The sequence below is a fragment of the Pseudomonas sp. LBUM1669 genome (assembly GCF_059695705.1).
On sequence record NZ_CP166784.1, the window covers coordinates 520,161 to 536,770 of the forward strand.

Below are 16,610 nucleotides of genomic sequence, written 5' to 3' on the forward strand. Positions count from 1 at the left end.
TATCGTCGGAACAGTCAACCGAGATTGAGGAGACAAGTTCTTGCGAACTGTCCTACATGATCCCCAGACCCCATGAACTGTGCCCTGAATAGCCGCGATGCTAGTTTGCCTGATGTTCACGGAGGGCAAATTTTGACCATAAAAACGGCTGTTGCGATCGGTACTATCTCACTGGCTTTATCAGGTTGCGGGACCGCACTGACGGTGCTGCAAGATGACGAAGACGCCACTCGCGGCCTGCGAAAACAAAAAACCTACTGCCAGTCCATCCCCCGCATGTACAGCGGCCTGGCCTACGACTTCTGCATCTTGAATGCCCCGCCTGATCCCACCGGCTTCCTTGTCCCCTTTGTGTTGCTGGACCTGGCCCTGTCGGGGGTCATGGACACCGTTTCCTTGCCCTATACGATTTATCGCCAGGCCACCGACGGCAATCTCGGTATTTACTGGCGGGCAGGTCGCGGATAAGCGGGATGCCACGCTTTCGTCCAGGAGGGCAATAAGCGCTGGGTCATTCCCGCCATGTTTACGCTATAATCCCGCCCTTTAGCTGTCTCTCGCCCCTTGCGAGGGGCACATTAATTTTTGAGGCGCTTGTCGCCTGCATGCAGACTAAAGAGGCTAGACCCCTGTGGCATTGACGATTCTTGGCCTGTCCGGCGCCCTTAGCCATGATCCTTCCGCAGCGTTGTACATCGACGGCAAGCTGGTCGCGGCGGCGGAGGAAGAGCGCTTCGTACGCGATAAACATGCAAAGAACCGCATGCCTTACGAATCGGCGAAGTTCTGCCTCGAGCAGGCGGGCATCAAACCGTCCGACGTAGACGTGGTCGCGATCCCGTTCGCCCCGATCAGCCTGTTCGGCAAGGCGCGCTGGCACTACGCCAAGCGTTACTGGTACGCCCCGGACCGCGCACTCGACGCGATCCTGATGGGCAATCGTCGCTACAAGCGCTATCGCAACAAGATCGTGTTCTGCCTCGAGCAGTTGGGTTTTGACCCGAAGAAAATCAAGATCGAACCTGTCGAGCACCACTTGGCTCACGCCTCCAGCGCTTACCACTGCTCCGGTTTCAAAGAGAAAACCGCGATCCTCGGGATCGACGGCAAGGGTGAGTACGCCACGACCTTCTTCGGTTACGGCGAGAACGGCAAGATCCACAAGATCAAGGAATTCTTCGATCCGGACTCCCTCGGCGGCTTGTATGGCGCGATCACCGAGTTCCTCGGTTTCGAGATGCTCGATGGCGAATTCAAGGTCATGGGCATGGCGCCTTATGGCGACCCGAGCAAATATGATTTCTCGCGCCTGGCCTCGTTTGAAAACGGCGAACTGGTGATCAACACCGACTACGCCAACGTCATCGGCCTGCGTCGCTATAAAGAGAAGGGCAAAGGCTTCTACTTCTCGCCGAAGCTGATCGAGTGGCTGGGGCCGAAGCGTGAAGGCGACATCGCCGACGAACCTTACATTCACTACGCGGCGAGCATGCAAGCGCTGTTTGAAAAAATCTCGCTGCAGATGATCGACCACTACCTGGGCGACGTGCTCAAGGAAACCGGCAAACTGGCCTTCGCCGGTGGCTGTGCGTTGAACGTCAAGCTCAACCAGAAAATCATCGCCCGTGACGACGTCACCGAGTTGTTCGTGCAACCGGCGTCCGGCGATGCCGGTACGGCGGTCGGCGCAGCAGCCTATGTATCTCACGCCCGTGGCGTCCCGGTCGAGAAGATGGAACACGTCTACCTCGGCCCGTCGTACAGCAACGAAGACGTGATCGCCGCGTGCGCTCGTCACGCGAGCAAGCCGACCTGGCGCAAGCTTGAGAACATGCCGGAAAACATCGCCAAGATCATGGTCGATGGCAACCCTGTGGCCTGGTTCCAGGGCCGCATGGAGTTCGGTCCGCGCGCGTTGGGCGGTCGTTCGATCATCGGTTGCCCGAGTGCAACCGGCGTGGCTGACCGGATCAACCACCAGATCAAGTTCCGCGAGCGCTGGAGGCCTTTCTGCCCGTCGATGCTCGACACCGTCGCCCCGCAGATGATCAAGATCGATCACCCGGCGCCATTCATGACCTTCACCTTCGAAGTGGCGGAAGAGTGGAAGGCCCGCGTGCCAGAAGTCGTCCACGAAGACGGCACTTCCCGGGCCCAGGTGCTCAAGCGCGAATACAACCCGCGCTACTACGACATGATGAAGGCGCTGGAAGTACTGACCGGCAACGGCGTGTCGCTGAACACCTCGCTCAACCGTCGTGGCGAGCCGATGATCTGCTCGCCGACCGACGCGCTGAACATGTTCTTCGGTTCCGATCTACAGTATCTGATCATGGAAGACATCCTGGTGGTCAAAGAGGGCGCCAACGCTTATGACACGCTCGGCTGAACGCCATGTGTTGCAGTTCTGCCACGGCTATGACGGGCCGTTCCTGGACTGTGCCCGGCAGTACGCCAGCCTGTTCGCGGGGACGGGTTATCGGGTGACCACGGTTTTTTTGACCGGGGTCGCCGATAGCGAAGTCGCCGCGAACTGCGCTTCCGATGAAGTGCTATTCATGGAATACAGCTCCAAGGCCATTCGTGGCCTGAAGCTGGGCGCCATCGGCGATCTGCGCAAGATCGCCGCCTCGCGCAATTTCAGTTTCTGCATTGCTCACCGCTTCAAGCCGATCTACATCGCCTTGCTCGGCACCTCGCTGCCGGTGATTGGTGTGCATCACGCGTTTGACGATTACAAACGCGGCACCCGCAAACTCTTCGCGCATATATTCCGCAAGCGCCTGAGCCTGCTCGGGGTCTCCGATGCGGTGCGTGACGACATGCGCCGTTGCCTGCCGAAATGGCCGGCCGGGCGGATTCAGACGCTCTATAACCGTGTGGATGTGCCGGCGTTGCAGACCAGTCAGGTGTCGGTCCGAGAGGCCCGGGAAACCCTCGGTCTGTCGGCGGATGCCTGGATTGTCGGTAACGTCGGGCGGCTGCATCCGGACAAAGACCAAGCCACGCTGCTGCACGGATTTGCCGAGGCATTGTCGGGCTTGCCGGGCAACAGCCAACTGGTGATCCTCGGCAGCGGTCGACTGGAACAGGACCTCAAGGCCCTGGCCCGTGAACTGGGAATCGGCGACCGCGTGCTGTTCCTCGGCCAGGTGCCGGATGCCCGTCGCTACTTCCGTGCCTTTGATGTGTTTGCCCTGAGTTCTGATCACGAACCCTTCGGCATGGTGCTGCTCGAAGCCATGGCCGCCGGCGTCCCGTTGCTTGCCACCGCGTGCGGTGGGGCCAAGGAAGTCGTTGAAGGCGTGGGCATTCTGTTCCCGCTGGGCGATGCCGAACACTTGGCCCAAGGTCTGCAACATCTGGCCGCGATGGACGACCAGCAACGTCACCAGTGCGCCGAGCTGATGCTCGATCGCCTGCGTGAACGTTTCTCCGACCGCGCGGTACGCGATGCTTTCTGGCATTTGCCACACGTCACAGAACTGGCACCGAGGGGCTGATGCTCAACCGATTTCAAGGCTGGCGCGAACGAGGCTGGGCGGTGGTCGACGCCTCGACTTATGCACAGGCCTGGCAACGTTTTGGCGGCAGCGTCGCGACTCACCCTCTGGTGGTTGAACGTCTGGCACAGTTGGCCGACATCCCGGTGCGTTACCTGGCCTGGGAGCAAAACGGTGAAGTGAAAGCCGCCATCCCGACCTGGGGCCGCGACCTGGCGCTGTCCAAAGACGTGCTCAAACGTCGCGGTAAAAAGGGCTTGTTCGACCTCGGCAATGCCGAGTTGATCCTGCCGGCCGCCGCTGATGCGCAAGCACCGCTGCGCCATCGCGGACGTTATTTGTCGGCGCTGAACGAAGGCCGTTTCACCGACATCAAGTTGCAGGCCGAACAACTGGCCATGGCCCGCACGCCCGAAGAACTGTCGAAAAAATTCCGCTATAACCAGCGCCGTGAATTGCGTCTGCTGGAAGAGGCGGGCGGGGTGGTGCGGCCGGTCGCCGAATTGTCCAGTACTGAGCTGGCCGCGATCTACTGCGACCTGTTCCAGCGCCGCTGGGGCTTCCCGGCCACTGGCGCGGAACGTATGGGCGAGGTGATCGAGCTGCTGCGCGACTTGCTGATCGGCTCGGTGATTTTTCTCAACGATGCACCGATCGCGATTCAACTGGTGTACCGCGTCGAAGCGCCGGAGTGGATCAGCGTCGAGTACATCAATGGCGGCGTCGACCCCGAAACGCGCGAGTTCAGCCCCGGTAGCGTGCTGAGTTTCCTCAACACCCAAAGTGCCTGGGAACACGCACGCGCCCTGGATAAACCCTTGCGGTTTTCCTTCGGTCGCGCCGACCGGGAATACAAGGACCGCTGGTGCAATCCTGTGCCGGTCTTCACCGTGTGAGTGAACCCATGAGTCGCAAACAGCAACTGCTCAAGCGCCATCGGCGCAACAAACGCATCGGCCTGTTGATCGCGCTGGTGCTGTTGATTGCCATCGGCGTGCTGGTAGCGTGGTGGTTGCCGCTGGTACTCGGGGTACTGGGCTGGATTGCCCACGAGGCGTGGTTCGCCGACCATTTGTTCTATTCGCCAAAAGACGATTACCAATACAGTTTTCCGCCGTACACCCCGCAGCCCAAGGTGCATCTGGACGGTGAGCGTCTGCGCCTGGACGAAGGCGTGATGCTGGTCGACGACGCAACGCTGGTGTTGGCGCTGCGTTTAAAAAGTACATGGCTGGGGCGATTTATCGACCCGGTGGTCGAGTTGCTGGGTGGCGATAACCCAGACCGGCAAACCTTTGAACGCGGTGTGAATGGCCTGCGCTATCTGAACCTCAGCGGTCAGGCGCAAGTGTTGTCGCGGGGCGAGTTGCGCCTGCACGGACGCTTCTGCCGCCTGCTCGGAGAGCCGGTGCTGTGGGCGCTGGAGCAACCGGATTACCGCCGTCAGCGGGTGATGGTGATCGCGCCTCACGCCGACGACGCCGAACTGGCTGCCTATGGTTTGTACAGCCAGGCCGATGAAGCCTGGATCGTCACCCTCACCGCCGGTGAAATCGAAGCCGAACACTATCAACAGCTGGGCCTGAACAAAGTCGAGGCCGCCCGACTCAAGGGCCGTTTGCGCGCCTGGGACAGCATCGCGGTGCCGCGTTGGGCGGGTGTGCCTGAAGCGCATTGCGTGCAGCTGGGTTATTTCTGCCTGCAACTGGCGGCGATGCAAGCCGCGCCAGCGCAGCCGATGGGTTCGCGTGAAGCCGAGTTGAGCGACACCCGCGTGTATCGCCAGTTGAATCCGTTTGCCCTGCCGGGCGACATCGACGGCGCACCGACCTGGAACAACCTGCTGGCTGATTTACGCGAATTGCTGTTGCGGGCTCGACCTGAAGTGATCGTGCTGCCGCACCCGACCCTCGACCCTCATCCCGATCATATCTGCGCTCAGCAAGCGGTCCTCGAAGCGCTGAAGGGTCTGGAGTGGCAGCCGACCACGTTACTGGGCTACGCCAATCATCTGCACGACAACGACCGCTGGCCGATGGGCGATGCGGGGCATGGCATCGCCTTGCCGCCGGCCTTCGACTCCACCACACCGATGCAGCCTTGCTGCCTGCCGCTGTCGCTGGACCTTCAGCGTGATAAAGCCATGGCGCTGAGCATGATGCACGACCTGCAACCGCCCATGCCGTTCAAGCGACGTTTGCGTCGGTTGATACAGCGCTTGTTGGCCCGTAGAGTGCCGCCCCTTTATGGCGAGAACGAATTTTTTCGCAAGGCGGTCAGACGCCATGAGTTGTTATGGCTTTTGAAACATGGTGAAACATCTCGACAGCAGAAATGACGTACTTCGCTGTCTAGCATGGCCGCGTCTTAAACAACTGCAGTGAATCTTCTGTGACCAACTCACTCCCGCGCATTGTTTTTCTGATTCCGTATTTCGGCCAATGGCCGTTCTGGATGCCGTTTTTTCTCGAGAGTTGCCGTCGCAATGCCGACATCGACTGGTTGCTGTTCAGCGACTGCGGCACGCCCGAGAATCTGCCACCCAACGTCACTGTCGAGTGCATGACGTTCAGGGAATACTGTGGGCTGGTGTCGCAACGACTGGATATCGACTTTGCACCGGCTGCGGCTTACAAGCTCTGCGACATCAAGCCGGCGCTGGGGCATATTCATGCCGACCGGCTGCAAGGCTATGATTTCTGGGGGTTCGGCGATATTGATCTGGTGTATGGTGACCTGCGAAGTTACTTCACCCCGGATCGGCTGGCCGCTTATGACCTGTTCTCGACTCACGAGCGACGGGTGGCAGGGCATCTTTGCCTGATGCGCAACAACGCCCGCAAGCGTGAGTTGTTCATGCAGATGAAGGACTGGCGAAAGCGCTTCACCGATCAGGAGCATCATGCGCTGGACGAGGGCGCATTCAGTCGGATCTTCCTCTGGCGCAAGAATTTCCCCGAGCCATTGTTCACCTTGGTGGGCAAGTTCAATCCGTGGCGTCGGCGCAGCGAATTCACCGAGGCGTTCAGCACCCCGGGTGGCTGCATCAAGTGGCACGACGGTACGGATGATTTTCCGCATCACTGGTATTGGCGAAATGGCTGTTTGAGTAATGATCGCGATGGCGATCGCCGGTTTCCGTATTTCCACTTCGTTTGCTGGAAACGCAACGAGTGGTCGCGGTTGCCACCACCCGATCCAGCCGAGGTCAGGCGTATTGCCGCCGAACCGGCCTGGGTCATCGATGCGACTGGTTTTCACCGGGGAGAGTTATGAGTCAACGGTCAAAGGTTCTGCAATTGCAGCCTGACTACAACGTCAAAGCCCATGATTTTGCCGACCTCGCGGAGCAGATCGTCAAGGCGCTGCCGAGTGATCGCTATGAAGTCACTGCGGCATTCCTGCGTGGCAAGCCCGGGCCAGGCGAGGCTGTGAGCCGGGCTGACCGTTCGGTGTATTTCGAATTTTCCGACAAGTCCCTCAAGGGCATGCGCCTGCGGGCGATGTGGGCGCTGTACAAGTTTTGCCGCGCAGAAAAATTCGACGTGGTGATTTGTAACCGCTTCAAGCCGGTGAACATGATGCTGACGCTCAACCGCTGGTTGAAAGTCCCGCTGTGCATCGGCATTTCCCACGGTTTTGGCGAGTACGACCGGTTTTACCGGCGCCGCCAGACCCAGCGCCTGATCGATCGTCACTGGCGCTTTGTCGGTGTGTCGCCGGCGGTCAAACAGTACCTGCTGGACTGTGACTGCGGTTTCACCGACCAGAATACTTACGCCATCACCAACGCCATCGACATCGAACAGGCCGAAGGCTTGCAGCACAGCCGCGAGCGCGCCCGCGAATTGTTGGGCATCGATCCGTCGGTGCGTTTGATCGGGGCGTTGGGTCGCCTGGTGCCGGTCAAGGGTCACACCTATCTGTTGCAGGCGTTTGCTGCCCTCAAAGACAAATACCCGAACACCCAGTTGGCGATCATCGGTGCCGGCCGCGAAGAGTCGCGCCTGAAAGCCGAAATCGAAAGCCTGGGCCTGACCGGTCGCGCACACCTGCTGGGCTTCAAGGAAATCGCCTTGCAGTACATCCGCGCGTTCGACATCTGGACCATGCCGTCCCTGGCTGAAGGTCTGGGGCTGGCGCTGCTCGAAGGCATGAGCGGACATCTGCCGGTGATTGCCTCCAGCGTGCCGGCCATGCTGCCGCTGATTGAAGGCGCGGGTGGGCTGACGATTACACCGAAGGACGTGCCGAGCCTGGTCGCGGCGCTGGATAACTACCTCGGGCTGTCGGATGACGAGCTCAAGGCCAAGGGCGAGCAGTCCTACCGTTATCTCCAGGAACAACATGACATCGAGGTGTTCCGTCAGGAATACCTGAACCTGATCGACTCTGGCCTGGAACAGGCCCGCAAGGAACAACCATGAGCGACGCCCTACCCCTCGTATCTGTCATCATTGCGTCGTACAACCACGCTCCCTATATCGAGGAAAGCATTCTCAGCGTCCTCAACCAGACCTATAAGAACATCGAGCTGCTGGTGGTCGATGACGGTTCCAAGGATGACAGCGTCGAGCGGATCAAGGCATTGCAGGAGAAGCACGGTTTCGATTTCCGGGTTCAACAGAACCAGGGGTTGACCAACACCCTCAATGCCGCCATTGCCCGTTCAAAGGGCAGCCTGATCGTACCATTCGGTTCCGACGATATCATGCTGCCGGAGCGCATCGCGACTCAGGTGGCGTACATGGATGGCAAGCCCGAGGTCGGTATCTGCGCCGGCAACATCGAGCTGATCGATGCCGACGGCAATCTGTATCCCGAGAAGCGCCAGCGCCGTGATGTGCCGTTCCGTCGTCTGGATTTCGATGACATGTTCCTGGAGCGCAAACCCTATCCCCCCGCGCCAACCCTGATGATCCGCCGGGAAGCGCTGGACAAGGTGGGTGGGTTCGATCCGAACATTCGCCTGGAAGACTTGCTGATCGAGCTGAAGGTGACCCGTGCGGGTTACTTTATCGATGGCCTGAATGTGCTGATGGCGCGCTATCGCAAGCACGCCACCAACTCCTACAAGAACCATCGCTTCATGGTCGACAACATCCTGCGCTCCTACGCGCTGTTCAGCGATCATCCGCTGTACGACGAGGTGCGTTACAAATTCCTGAGTTCGATGTTCCTCAAGACCGCCAACCGTGATCGCAAGCTCGCCCGCGAGCTGCTGGCGCAGATCCCGTTCAGGGCCTGGAACAAGAAGACCTGGCGCGGTCTGGGGCGACTGTATTTCTCGCCGCTGGAAAAAGACTGAGGTCGTGACGCGATGTAGCAGCCGGACGCAGGCTGCTACCTAGAAAGCGTTGCCTGCTTCAGAAAGGGCGCGTTGAAAGCTTCAGCGAGCGATCTTCTCCGCCAGGCTCTTGTCGGCCTTTTTGCCTTGGCGCAGCCACTGCAAGACCTTCTTGCCGGCCGCCATGCCCGGCTTCTCTACATACAGGAACGTCAAGCTGCTGATGACGATCAGCAGGCAGGTGCATACGGCCAACAGCGACAGATAGGTCCAGGTGTCACGAGCGTCCAGGTGCAGCACCAGCGGCAGGCGTTGCACCATCACCCACAGCACGAACCCGTGCAGCAAATAGGTGCTGTAGCTGATTTCCCCGAGCCAGCGGATGCTGCGCGGTTTGAGAGCGCCGAACAGGCTGTTGCCGGATGCCACGATCACGAAAAACAGTGACATGAGCAGCAGCGGCTTCGGGCTGAACGCGCGGTTGAATGCCGTAAAGGCAATCGCCAACGCCAGCAACGCGATAATCCCCGCCATGCGCGTCTGACTCCAGGCCACCAGTTGTGGCCGGCGAATCCAGTACGCGGCGCCGATGCCGCCGAGGAAGCTCGCCAGGAAGTGTTTTTTCAGCGAATGCTCCCAGCCGACCAACTGGTAAAGGGCATAAATTCCGATCAGGCACAGCACCACTTGCAACCAGCTGCCACGGTAGATGAACACCATGGCGGCGAGGGGCAGGGCGAGATAGAAAAACACCTCGTAGCCCAGGGTCCAGGTGACGTTGGAGATCAGCATGCCGGTTTGGTGGTACTGGTTGACGTCCGGTCGGTCGAACGTCAGCCAGGCCAGTATCTGCCCCGCCAGTTGGATGCCGGGGTCCCTGAGTTCCCAGTTCTGCATGTAGAACACCGTGACAAATACAATCAGCATCAACGGCAGGTACAACGGGTAGAGGCGAAACACCCGAGAGACTGCGAAGGCCAGCCAGTCGTGTTGACGTCCCTGAGTGAGCAATCGGTTCCAGAACAGAAAACCGGTGATCATGAAAAACAACGCGACGCTGGCCTGGCCAAGCTGCGAGTAGAAGTTGCTCGGCGGAAATTCGATAACACCGGTGCGCAGGAAGATCCAGGTGATAACCGAATGGTGCACGAACACACCAAACGCCAGATAGCCGCGTAGCCCATCAATGCTGGCAGAGCGGCTTTCACCTGAATGCTCCAGGTGACGGGCGATTTTCGGAACGGCGCGCCACAACAGGGCGGCAGTCAAGATGGCGAGCAGATAGGCCGCCAGCGCAATGAGCGGGTTGGTTTCAGTCATCAATGAGCCCGGGCCGGGGAACTCCCGGCCAGCACCTGCCTGTGCAGGTTATCAACAGCGGATTTCGACGCCATCATGGCGTATCCCTGGAGCAGCGCTTCGAAATGGTCTTCGAACAACCAGCGCTTATCCACCGTGTAGCGCTGCATATGGCGCAGATTACGCTGACGCAGGGACAGGCTCAGCGACGAAGGATAAATACGCATGTCGGCCACATCAATCAGGCCGAACTCGCCATCTTCCAGCACCAGCACGTTACCCAGATGCAGCGAGCGGAAATAGACGCCCTGTTCATGCAGTTGCGCCATGAATTTGCCGAACCGCTCTACCAGCGCCTGACGTACCGCCGGTGCGGTAATGCCTTGCAGCACCTGACGCAGCGTATTGCCCGGCAGTGGAGAGTAGTGCACGGCGCTGCTGCCATCGTCGAGCCGATACAGGTCAAGGATTTTCGGGGTGGGAATACCCAGGTTGCGCAATTGCTCGCTGTTGACCGCAAAGCGTTCGGAATAGGGGTTGAAGCTGCCCGAGGTGTACCAGCGACGGCGGCGGAACAGCTTGAGAAAGCTGCCATCGACCAGGCGCAGGACTTTGGGGCCCAGGCCATCTTCTTCAATGATTTGTGCGTCGCTGATCAACTGCTGTTGAGCGGTGGGCGTCAGCGTCTTGACAGGTATTGCCAGCAGGCGTCTGGCGCGCTGGTTGATGCTCAGCGCAGCGATCAGCGCCAACGGAATCCACAGCAGGAACCAGTGCTCCTTCGGTCGGGAAATGATCCCGCCACCTTCGGTCAAACCCGCGCCAATGCCGAATACCAGCCAGGTCGAGGCGATGATCAGCAGCGGTTGCACCCGTTGCCGCCAGCTGCTCAACAGCCCCCAGGCCTGGAAAAACAACCACGGCAGAAGACCGAGAATACCCACGTAATAGAGCACGCCCAAGGCGAAGCTGTGAGGTTCCTGCAAGCTATAACCAACACCGGGATCCACGGTCAGGCTGGCGTTGTAACCATGACCAATCCACGGATGATCGGCGATTTTACCGAGCACCATCTGCCAGATTTCGAAACGATAGGAGTCGCCTCGCAGAATGATCATCTGCGAAAACACGAGTATTACCAGCGCCCCGGCGACGGCCAGGGCGCCCAGCAGGACCAGGGAGCGACGGCCCCAGCAGATGACGCTTAACCACAGCGAGGCCATGGTCAGCGCAACCAGCGGGGTTCTGGAGCCGGTCGCAATTACTGCGGCGAACATCACGGCCATCGCCGGGATGCTCAGCCAGAGCATCTGCCGACGTTTGCAGGTCATGCTATAGCTCAGCCAGTACGCGCAGAAAAAGCCAAACATGTGAGAGCTGAGCAATGGATTGTCGAAGGCGCCACCGCCGACCAGTCGCAATCCGGGCTCGTAGACTCGGGTGAACATGAACAAATCGTAAACTGTGCCGATCAGACCCACTAGTGCGGCGCTGAACAGCAGCGGCTGGAGGATTTCGCTGCGGTAACGCACCAACAGGTAGCAACCCGCGAACAGCAGCAAGGTATGCAGCGGGGGTTTGAACTGGGCGGCGATGCGTTCGCTGCCTGGCCCCCAGCACAAACTGATCAACGCCCAGGCGGCAAACAGAAACACCGCAATAAAGATCGGCTCTCGGAGTAATTCCTTGAATTCACGAGGCCGCAAACAAAGGGCAATCAGCGCTGGAATGCTGAACAACCCATAAAAAAGCTTGTGGTGCAAACTTCGTCCCGGCAGGAAAAACAGCGCACAAAGGAGCAGGAAATAGCCGACCGGAAGAATCCAGAGGCAAATGAAATCGAAGACTCGATTGGAAACGTTATTGAAACCGCTGAGTTGCATGCTGAGAGATTCAATCCTGAAGTTGATCGGCCATTTTGGGGTGATGGCTATTTGACGCTTAATTTGACGCCTAACAATAACAGCCTTTATGCGATTGCCAGAACCCTGAGGAAGCTGTGCTAAAGTCAGCGTCCTTTTTATCGACATTCGCGTGATATGACCGACTCCAGTCTCTCCGCAAGCCCTTCGAGCTTGAAAATCTACTTCCGTCTGCTCGGCTATGTCCGGCCGTATATCAGTCTGTTTCTGATCAGCATCGTCGGTTTTCTGATTTTCGCTTCGACGCAGCCAATGCTCGGCTACATTCTCAAGTACTTTGTCGACGGCCTGTCCAACCCCGAGGCAGTGCTGTTTCCAACCGTGCCTTACCTGCGTGACCTGCAACTGCTGCAGGCGGTGCCGTTGCTGATCATCCTGATCGCCGCATGGCAGGGGCTGGGATCTTATCTGGGCAACTACTTTCTGGCCAAGGTTTCCCTCGGGCTCGTCCATGATTTGCGTGTTCAGTTGTTTAATAACCTGCTGGTTTTGCCCAATCGGTACTTCGACAAGCATAACTCGGGTCATCTGATTTCACGCATCACCTTCAACGTGACGATGGTCACCGGGGCGGCCACAGATGCGATCAAGGTCGTAATCCGAGAAGGCATGACGGTCATCTTCCTGTTCGCCTCGCTGCTGTTCATGAACTGGAAGCTGACGCTGGTGATGGTTGCGATCCTGCCGTTGATCGCTGTGATGGTGCGCACCGCGAGCAAGAAATTTCGCAAGCAGAGCAAAAAAATCCAGTTAGCCATGGGTGACGTGACGCACGTGGCTTCGGAAACCATCCAGGGCTATCGCGTGGTGCGCAGCTTCGGCGGCGAAGTCTACGAAGAAAAGCGCTTTTACGAGGCCAGTCAGGGCAACACCGACAAACAACTGCGAATGACCCGTACCGGCGCCATCTATACGCCGTTGCTGCAACTGGTGATCTACAGCGCCATGGCGGTGCTGATGTTCCTGGTGCTGTACCTGCGTGGCGATGCGTCGGCCGGTGATATGGTCGCCTACATCACCCTGGCCGGCCTGCTGCCCAAGCCGATCCGCCAATTGTCCGAAGTCAGCTCGACTATCCAGAAAGGTGTGGCTGGTGCCGAGAGCATCTTCGAGCAGCTGGACGTCGCCCCGGAAGTCGATACCGGCACGGTCGAGCGTGACGCCGTTAGCGGTCGTCTGGACGTGCGCCACTTGAGCTTCACCTACCCGGACACCGATCGCCAGGTACTCGACGACATCAGTTTCTCGGTCGAACCGGGGCAAATGGTGGCGCTGGTCGGGCGTTCGGGCAGCGGCAAGTCGACGTTGGCGAACCTGATTCCGCGTTTCTATCACCACGACAAGGGCGAGATCCTGATCGATGGCGTTGAAGTGGAACAGTACAAACTGCTGAACCTGCGCAAGCACATCGCCCAGGTCACCCAGCACGTGACGCTGTTCAGCGACACCGTGGCCAACAACATTGCTTATGGTGATCTGGCTGGCGCGCCTCGTGAAGACATCGAAAAAGCGGCGAGAGACGCCTATGCGATGGACTTCATCGCACAGTTGCCCGAAGGCCTGGACACTCAGGTCGGCGAGAACGGCGTGTTGCTGTCCGGCGGTCAGCGCCAGCGCCTGGCGATTGCCCGGGCCCTGTTGAAGAACGCACCGTTGCTGATTCTCGACGAAGCCACCTCGGCCCTCGATACTGAATCCGAGCGGCATATTCAGGCGGCACTCGATCAAGTCATGAAAGGCCGGACCACCCTGGTGATCGCTCACCGGTTGTCGACCATCGAGAAGGCGGACCTGATTCTGGTCATGGATCAGGGCCGGATCGTCGAGCGCGGCACCCATGCCGAACTCCTCGCGCACAACGGTTACTACGCTCGACTGAACGCCATGGGCCTCGACGCCCCGGCCGAAGACATCGCCTGACCCTTGTTCACCGGGCGTGCAATGCGCCCGGTGATTTGTATCAGTTATCAGTATTTTTGCTCAATAAATGATCAGATTTACGTGTCGAATCATCCCGTTGCAGCCGTCGCGCAAGCCAGTGCCAACCCTGTGGTAATATCGCGCCCCTGTTCATTTTGTATGTGGGTTGCTCCATGAAGTTGTCCATGCCGCGATTCGATCAAGCCCCTGTCTTGGTGGTCGGCGATGTCATGCTCGACCGTTACTGGCATGGTGGTACCTCACGGATTTCCCCTGAGGCGCCGGTGCCGGTAGTCAAGGTCGAGCAAATCGAGGACCGCCCGGGCGGTGCCGCCAACGTTGCGTTGAACATTGCCGCCCTCGGCGCACCGGCCTCGCTGGTCGGCGTGACCGGCGATGACGAAGCGGCCGACAGTCTGGCCAACAGCCTCAAGGGCGCTGGCGTACGGGCGTTGTTCCAGCGCATCGCGCACCAGCCGACCATCGTCAAGCTGCGGGTCATGAGCCGTCACCAGCAACTGCTGCGTATCGACTTCGAAGAACCCTTCGCCACCGATGCCCTGGCGCTGGGCGAGCAAGTCGATGAGCTGCTCGAAGGCATCAAGGTGCTGGTGCTGTCCGATTACGGCAAAGGCGCGCTGAAAAACCATCAGGTGCTGATCCAGGCCGCTCGTGCCCGTGGCATTCCGGTGCTGGCCGATCCCAAGGGCAAGGATTTCTCGATTTATCGTGGTGCGAGCCTGATCACGCCGAACCTCAGCGAATTCGAAACCATCGTCGGCGGTTGCGCCGATGAGCATGAGCTGGTGAGCAAGGGCGCGCAGTTAATGCACGACCTGGACCTCGGCGCGTTGCTGGTGACCCGTGGCGAACACGGCATGACGCTGCTGCGCCCGGACCATCCGGCGCTGCACCTGCCGGCCCGTGCGCGTGAAGTGTTCGACGTGACCGGTGCCGGCGACACGGTGATTTCCACGCTGGCGGCCGCGATTGCCGCGGGCGAAGAGCTCCCCCACGCGGTGGCTCTGGCCAACCTGGCGGCGGGCATCGTCGTCGGCAAACTCGGTACGGCGGCGATCAGTGCCCCGGAACTGCGTCGTGCCATCCAGCGCGAAGAAGGTTCCGAGCGCGGTGTGCTGGGCCTTGAGCAGTTGTTGCTGGCGGTCGACGATGCGCGTGCGCATAAAGAGAAGATCGTTTTCACCAATGGCTGCTTCGACATCCTGCACGCCGGCCATGTGACCTACCTCGAGCAGGCGCGCGCCCAAGGTGATCGTCTGATCGTTGCGGTTAACGACGATGCCTCGGTCAGCCGCCTGAAAGGGCCGGGTCGTCCGATCAACAGCGTCGACCGTCGCATGGCCGTACTGGCCGGACTGGGCGCAGTGGATTGGGTGATCAGCTTCCCTGAAGGCACCCCGGAAAATCTGCTGCGCGAGGTCAAGCCGGATGTGTTGGTCAAGGGCGGGGATTACGGAATCGACCAGGTGGTCGGCGCGGACATCGTGACCGCTTACGGCGGAACCGTGAAAGTGCTGGGGCTGGTGGCAAACAGCTCGACCACCGCGATTGTCGAGAAAATCCGCAAGTCTGAGTGATGCCATAAAAGATCGCAGCCTCGTTTCACTCGACAGCTCCTACAGGGAATCGGATCTCATGTAGGAGCTGTCGAGTGAAACGAGGCTGCGATTTCTTGCTTCTAAGAGCTGACTTTCTTGCGTGGCACAATTTTCTTCAGCAGTAGCTTTGCCTTCCCACGCAACCGCGCTAAACCGGAATCCTTCCCCGGCGGGCTCAACCCCTGCTGCCGTACCCAATCCTTCCAGCGTATCCGCTCATCCCGCACCAGCCAGCCTTCCTGCTGGGCAAAGCTCTCCGCCAAATACAACCCGCGGGTACTCGCCGGGTACAACTGATCCTTTTTCAAGGTATACAGCTCGGCCATCGGCTGGCCGTCCTGCAGCGGCATCAAATACAAATCGGGGCGCTTGCGGTCGAGTCGGGCCACCAGTTGATCGCCCTCCAGTCGCTCATCGACATGAAACAGGCTCAGGGACTTGGCTTCCTTGGGTACGTCCAGGCGCAAGTCATAGATCAATTGCAGCGAGGCCGTTGGCAAATGCACGTAAGCCCGTGGACGTTCGATTAACTGCATCTTGGCGCAACGCACGGGTCGCGCGGAGCCGGACAACGGCGTCAGGCGAAAGGGCAGCGCCTCGCGATAATGCAGCGCGCAGGAGTAGGGCGCCGGCAGCCAGGTGTCATTGAACCGTCCGCCGAGCCAACCTTCCGGGGTTTCCAGCAGGCACTCTTCGGCGATCTCCTGGATCGCCGTATGCAGCGGCAGGTTCAGCTCGTGGGCCGGCACGTAACCGGAGATCAACTTGAGCACCACATCGCCGCGGTCTTGCCGGCGCTGGCGCACCAAGACCCAGTAATCGCGATTCTGCCAATGCAGGGTCAGGCGCACCGAAACCCCAAGGTTGGCCAGTTCCAGCGCGAAGCGCTCAGTGTCGGGCACCGTCACCGGACGGCGACGTTGCAGGGTCTGGGAGAAATTGAGCGGCATCCCGACGCTCTGATAGCTCAAGCCTTCGGGAGTCGCTTCGACGTACAACGGCAGGGTCTTGAAGTTGCTCGGGTTCTTTCTTATGAGCGTGCGCGGCATGTCGGCTCCTG

Annotated in this window: 13 protein-coding genes; 10 read left to right on the forward strand and 3 right to left on the reverse strand. The window is 59.5% G+C overall.

Annotated features, from left to right (window positions below; genetic code table 11):
• Positions 1-132: 132 nt before the first annotated feature.
• The 8 genes from ACA051_RS02385 to ACA051_RS02420 all read left to right on the forward strand — a co-directional run bounded on the left by ACA051_RS02385 (position 133) and on the right by ACA051_RS02420 (position 8,811).
• Positions 133-468, forward strand: a complete 336-nt coding sequence (locus ACA051_RS02385; RefSeq protein ID WP_497307349.1) for a YceK/YidQ family lipoprotein — start codon at positions 133-135, stop codon at positions 466-468.
• Between the two features lie 163 nt (positions 469-631).
• Positions 632-2,389: a carbamoyltransferase family protein gene (locus tag ACA051_RS02390; protein WP_497307351.1), complete on the forward strand. Its 1,758-nt coding sequence runs from the start codon at positions 632-634 to the stop codon at positions 2,387-2,389.
• Complete coding sequence (locus ACA051_RS02395) at positions 2,373-3,503, forward strand: glycosyltransferase (protein WP_497373370.1); 1,131 nt, start codon at positions 2,373-2,375, stop codon at positions 3,501-3,503. The genes ACA051_RS02390 and ACA051_RS02395 overlap by 17 nt, the downstream gene beginning before the upstream one ends.
• On the forward strand, positions 3,503-4,399 hold the full coding sequence (locus tag ACA051_RS02400) for an antimicrobial resistance protein Mig-14 (protein ID WP_497373372.1): 897 nt from the start codon (positions 3,503-3,505) through the stop codon (positions 4,397-4,399). Before ACA051_RS02395 ends, ACA051_RS02400 begins: the two co-directional genes overlap by 1 nt.
• Before the next feature lie 8 nt (positions 4,400-4,407).
• The gene (locus tag ACA051_RS02405; RefSeq protein ID WP_497373374.1) at positions 4,408-5,841 is read left to right on the forward strand and encodes a PIG-L deacetylase family protein; all 1,434 of its coding nucleotides are present in this window, start codon (positions 4,408-4,410) and stop codon (positions 5,839-5,841) included.
• 53 nt (positions 5,842-5,894) lie between these two features.
• On the forward strand, positions 5,895-6,779 hold the full coding sequence (locus tag ACA051_RS02410; protein WP_497373376.1) for a DUF6625 family protein: 885 nt from the start codon (positions 5,895-5,897) through the stop codon (positions 6,777-6,779).
• Positions 6,776-7,930 carry a glycosyltransferase family 4 protein gene (locus tag ACA051_RS02415; protein WP_497307359.1) on the forward strand — a complete coding sequence of 385 codons (1,155 nt, stop codon included), beginning with the start codon at positions 6,776-6,778 and terminating at the stop codon, positions 7,928-7,930. Before ACA051_RS02410 ends, ACA051_RS02415 begins: the two co-directional genes overlap by 4 nt.
• The gene (locus ACA051_RS02420; RefSeq protein WP_497373378.1) at positions 7,927-8,811 is read left to right on the forward strand and encodes a glycosyltransferase; all 885 of its coding nucleotides are present in this window, start codon (positions 7,927-7,929) and stop codon (positions 8,809-8,811) included. The genes ACA051_RS02415 and ACA051_RS02420 overlap by 4 nt, the downstream gene beginning before the upstream one ends.
• 81 nt (positions 8,812-8,892) lie before the next feature.
• Here ACA051_RS02420 and ACA051_RS02425 read toward each other — a convergent pair whose 3' ends face one another.
• Positions 8,893-10,110: an acyltransferase family protein gene (locus ACA051_RS02425; RefSeq protein WP_497307363.1), complete on the reverse strand. Its 1,218-nt coding sequence runs from the start codon at positions 10,108-10,110 to the stop codon at positions 8,893-8,895.
• On the reverse strand, positions 10,110-11,972 hold the full coding sequence (locus ACA051_RS02430) for an O-antigen ligase family protein (protein ID WP_497373380.1): 1,863 nt from the start codon (positions 11,970-11,972) through the stop codon (positions 10,110-10,112). Before ACA051_RS02430 ends, ACA051_RS02425 begins: the two co-directional genes overlap by 1 nt.
• Before the next feature lie 156 nt (positions 11,973-12,128).
• On the opposite strand from ACA051_RS02430, the gene msbA reads away from it, so the two are divergent.
• Together msbA and hldE are read left to right on the forward strand one after the other, a co-directional pair.
• Positions 12,129-13,931 carry a lipid A export permease/ATP-binding protein MsbA gene (gene msbA / locus ACA051_RS02435; protein WP_497307367.1) on the forward strand — a complete coding sequence of 601 codons (1,803 nt, stop codon included), beginning with the start codon at positions 12,129-12,131 and terminating at the stop codon, positions 13,929-13,931.
• A gap of 173 nt (positions 13,932-14,104) precedes the next feature.
• The gene (gene hldE, locus ACA051_RS02440; protein ID WP_131058771.1) at positions 14,105-15,529 is read left to right on the forward strand and encodes a bifunctional D-glycero-beta-D-manno-heptose-7-phosphate kinase/D-glycero-beta-D-manno-heptose 1-phosphate adenylyltransferase HldE; all 1,425 of its coding nucleotides are present in this window, start codon (positions 14,105-14,107) and stop codon (positions 15,527-15,529) included.
• Positions 15,530-15,630: 101 nt separating this feature from the next.
• Here the strand turns inward: hldE and ACA051_RS02445 are convergent, their stop codons facing one another.
• Positions 15,631-16,599, reverse strand: coding sequence for a metal ABC transporter ATPase (locus tag ACA051_RS02445; RefSeq protein ID WP_497373382.1), 969 nt, complete (start codon positions 16,597-16,599; stop codon positions 15,631-15,633).
• Positions 16,600-16,610 lie beyond the last annotated feature (11 nt).

What these genes read in the sequence shown, in the direction of transcription:
- ACA051_RS02395 (WP_497373370.1), top strand. Translation starts at nt 2,373, where the DNA reads ATGACACGCTCGGCTGAACGCCATGTGTTGCAGTTCTGCCACGGCTAT.
- ACA051_RS02400 (WP_497373372.1), top strand. Translation starts at nt 3,503, where the DNA reads ATGCTCAACCGATTTCAAGGCTGGCGCGAACGAGGCTGGGCGGTGGTC.
- ACA051_RS02405 (WP_497373374.1), top strand. Translation starts at nt 4,408, where the DNA reads ATGAGTCGCAAACAGCAACTGCTCAAGCGCCATCGGCGCAACAAACGC.
- ACA051_RS02415 (WP_497307359.1), top strand. Translation starts at nt 6,776, where the DNA reads ATGAGTCAACGGTCAAAGGTTCTGCAATTGCAGCCTGACTACAACGTC.
- ACA051_RS02420 (WP_497373378.1), top strand. Translation starts at nt 7,927, where the DNA reads ATGAGCGACGCCCTACCCCTCGTATCTGTCATCATTGCGTCGTACAAC.
- ACA051_RS02425 (WP_497307363.1), bottom strand. Translation starts at nt 10,110, where the DNA reads ATGACTGAAACCAACCCGCTCATTGCGCTGGCGGCCTATCTGCTCGCC.
- ACA051_RS02430 (WP_497373380.1), bottom strand. Translation starts at nt 11,972, where the DNA reads ATGCAACTCAGCGGTTTCAATAACGTTTCCAATCGAGTCTTCGATTTC.
- msbA (WP_497307367.1), top strand. Translation starts at nt 12,129, where the DNA reads ATGACCGACTCCAGTCTCTCCGCAAGCCCTTCGAGCTTGAAAATCTAC.
- hldE (WP_131058771.1), top strand. Translation starts at nt 14,105, where the DNA reads ATGAAGTTGTCCATGCCGCGATTCGATCAAGCCCCTGTCTTGGTGGTC.
- ACA051_RS02445 (WP_497373382.1), bottom strand. Translation starts at nt 16,599, where the DNA reads ATGCCGCGCACGCTCATAAGAAAGAACCCGAGCAACTTCAAGACCCTG.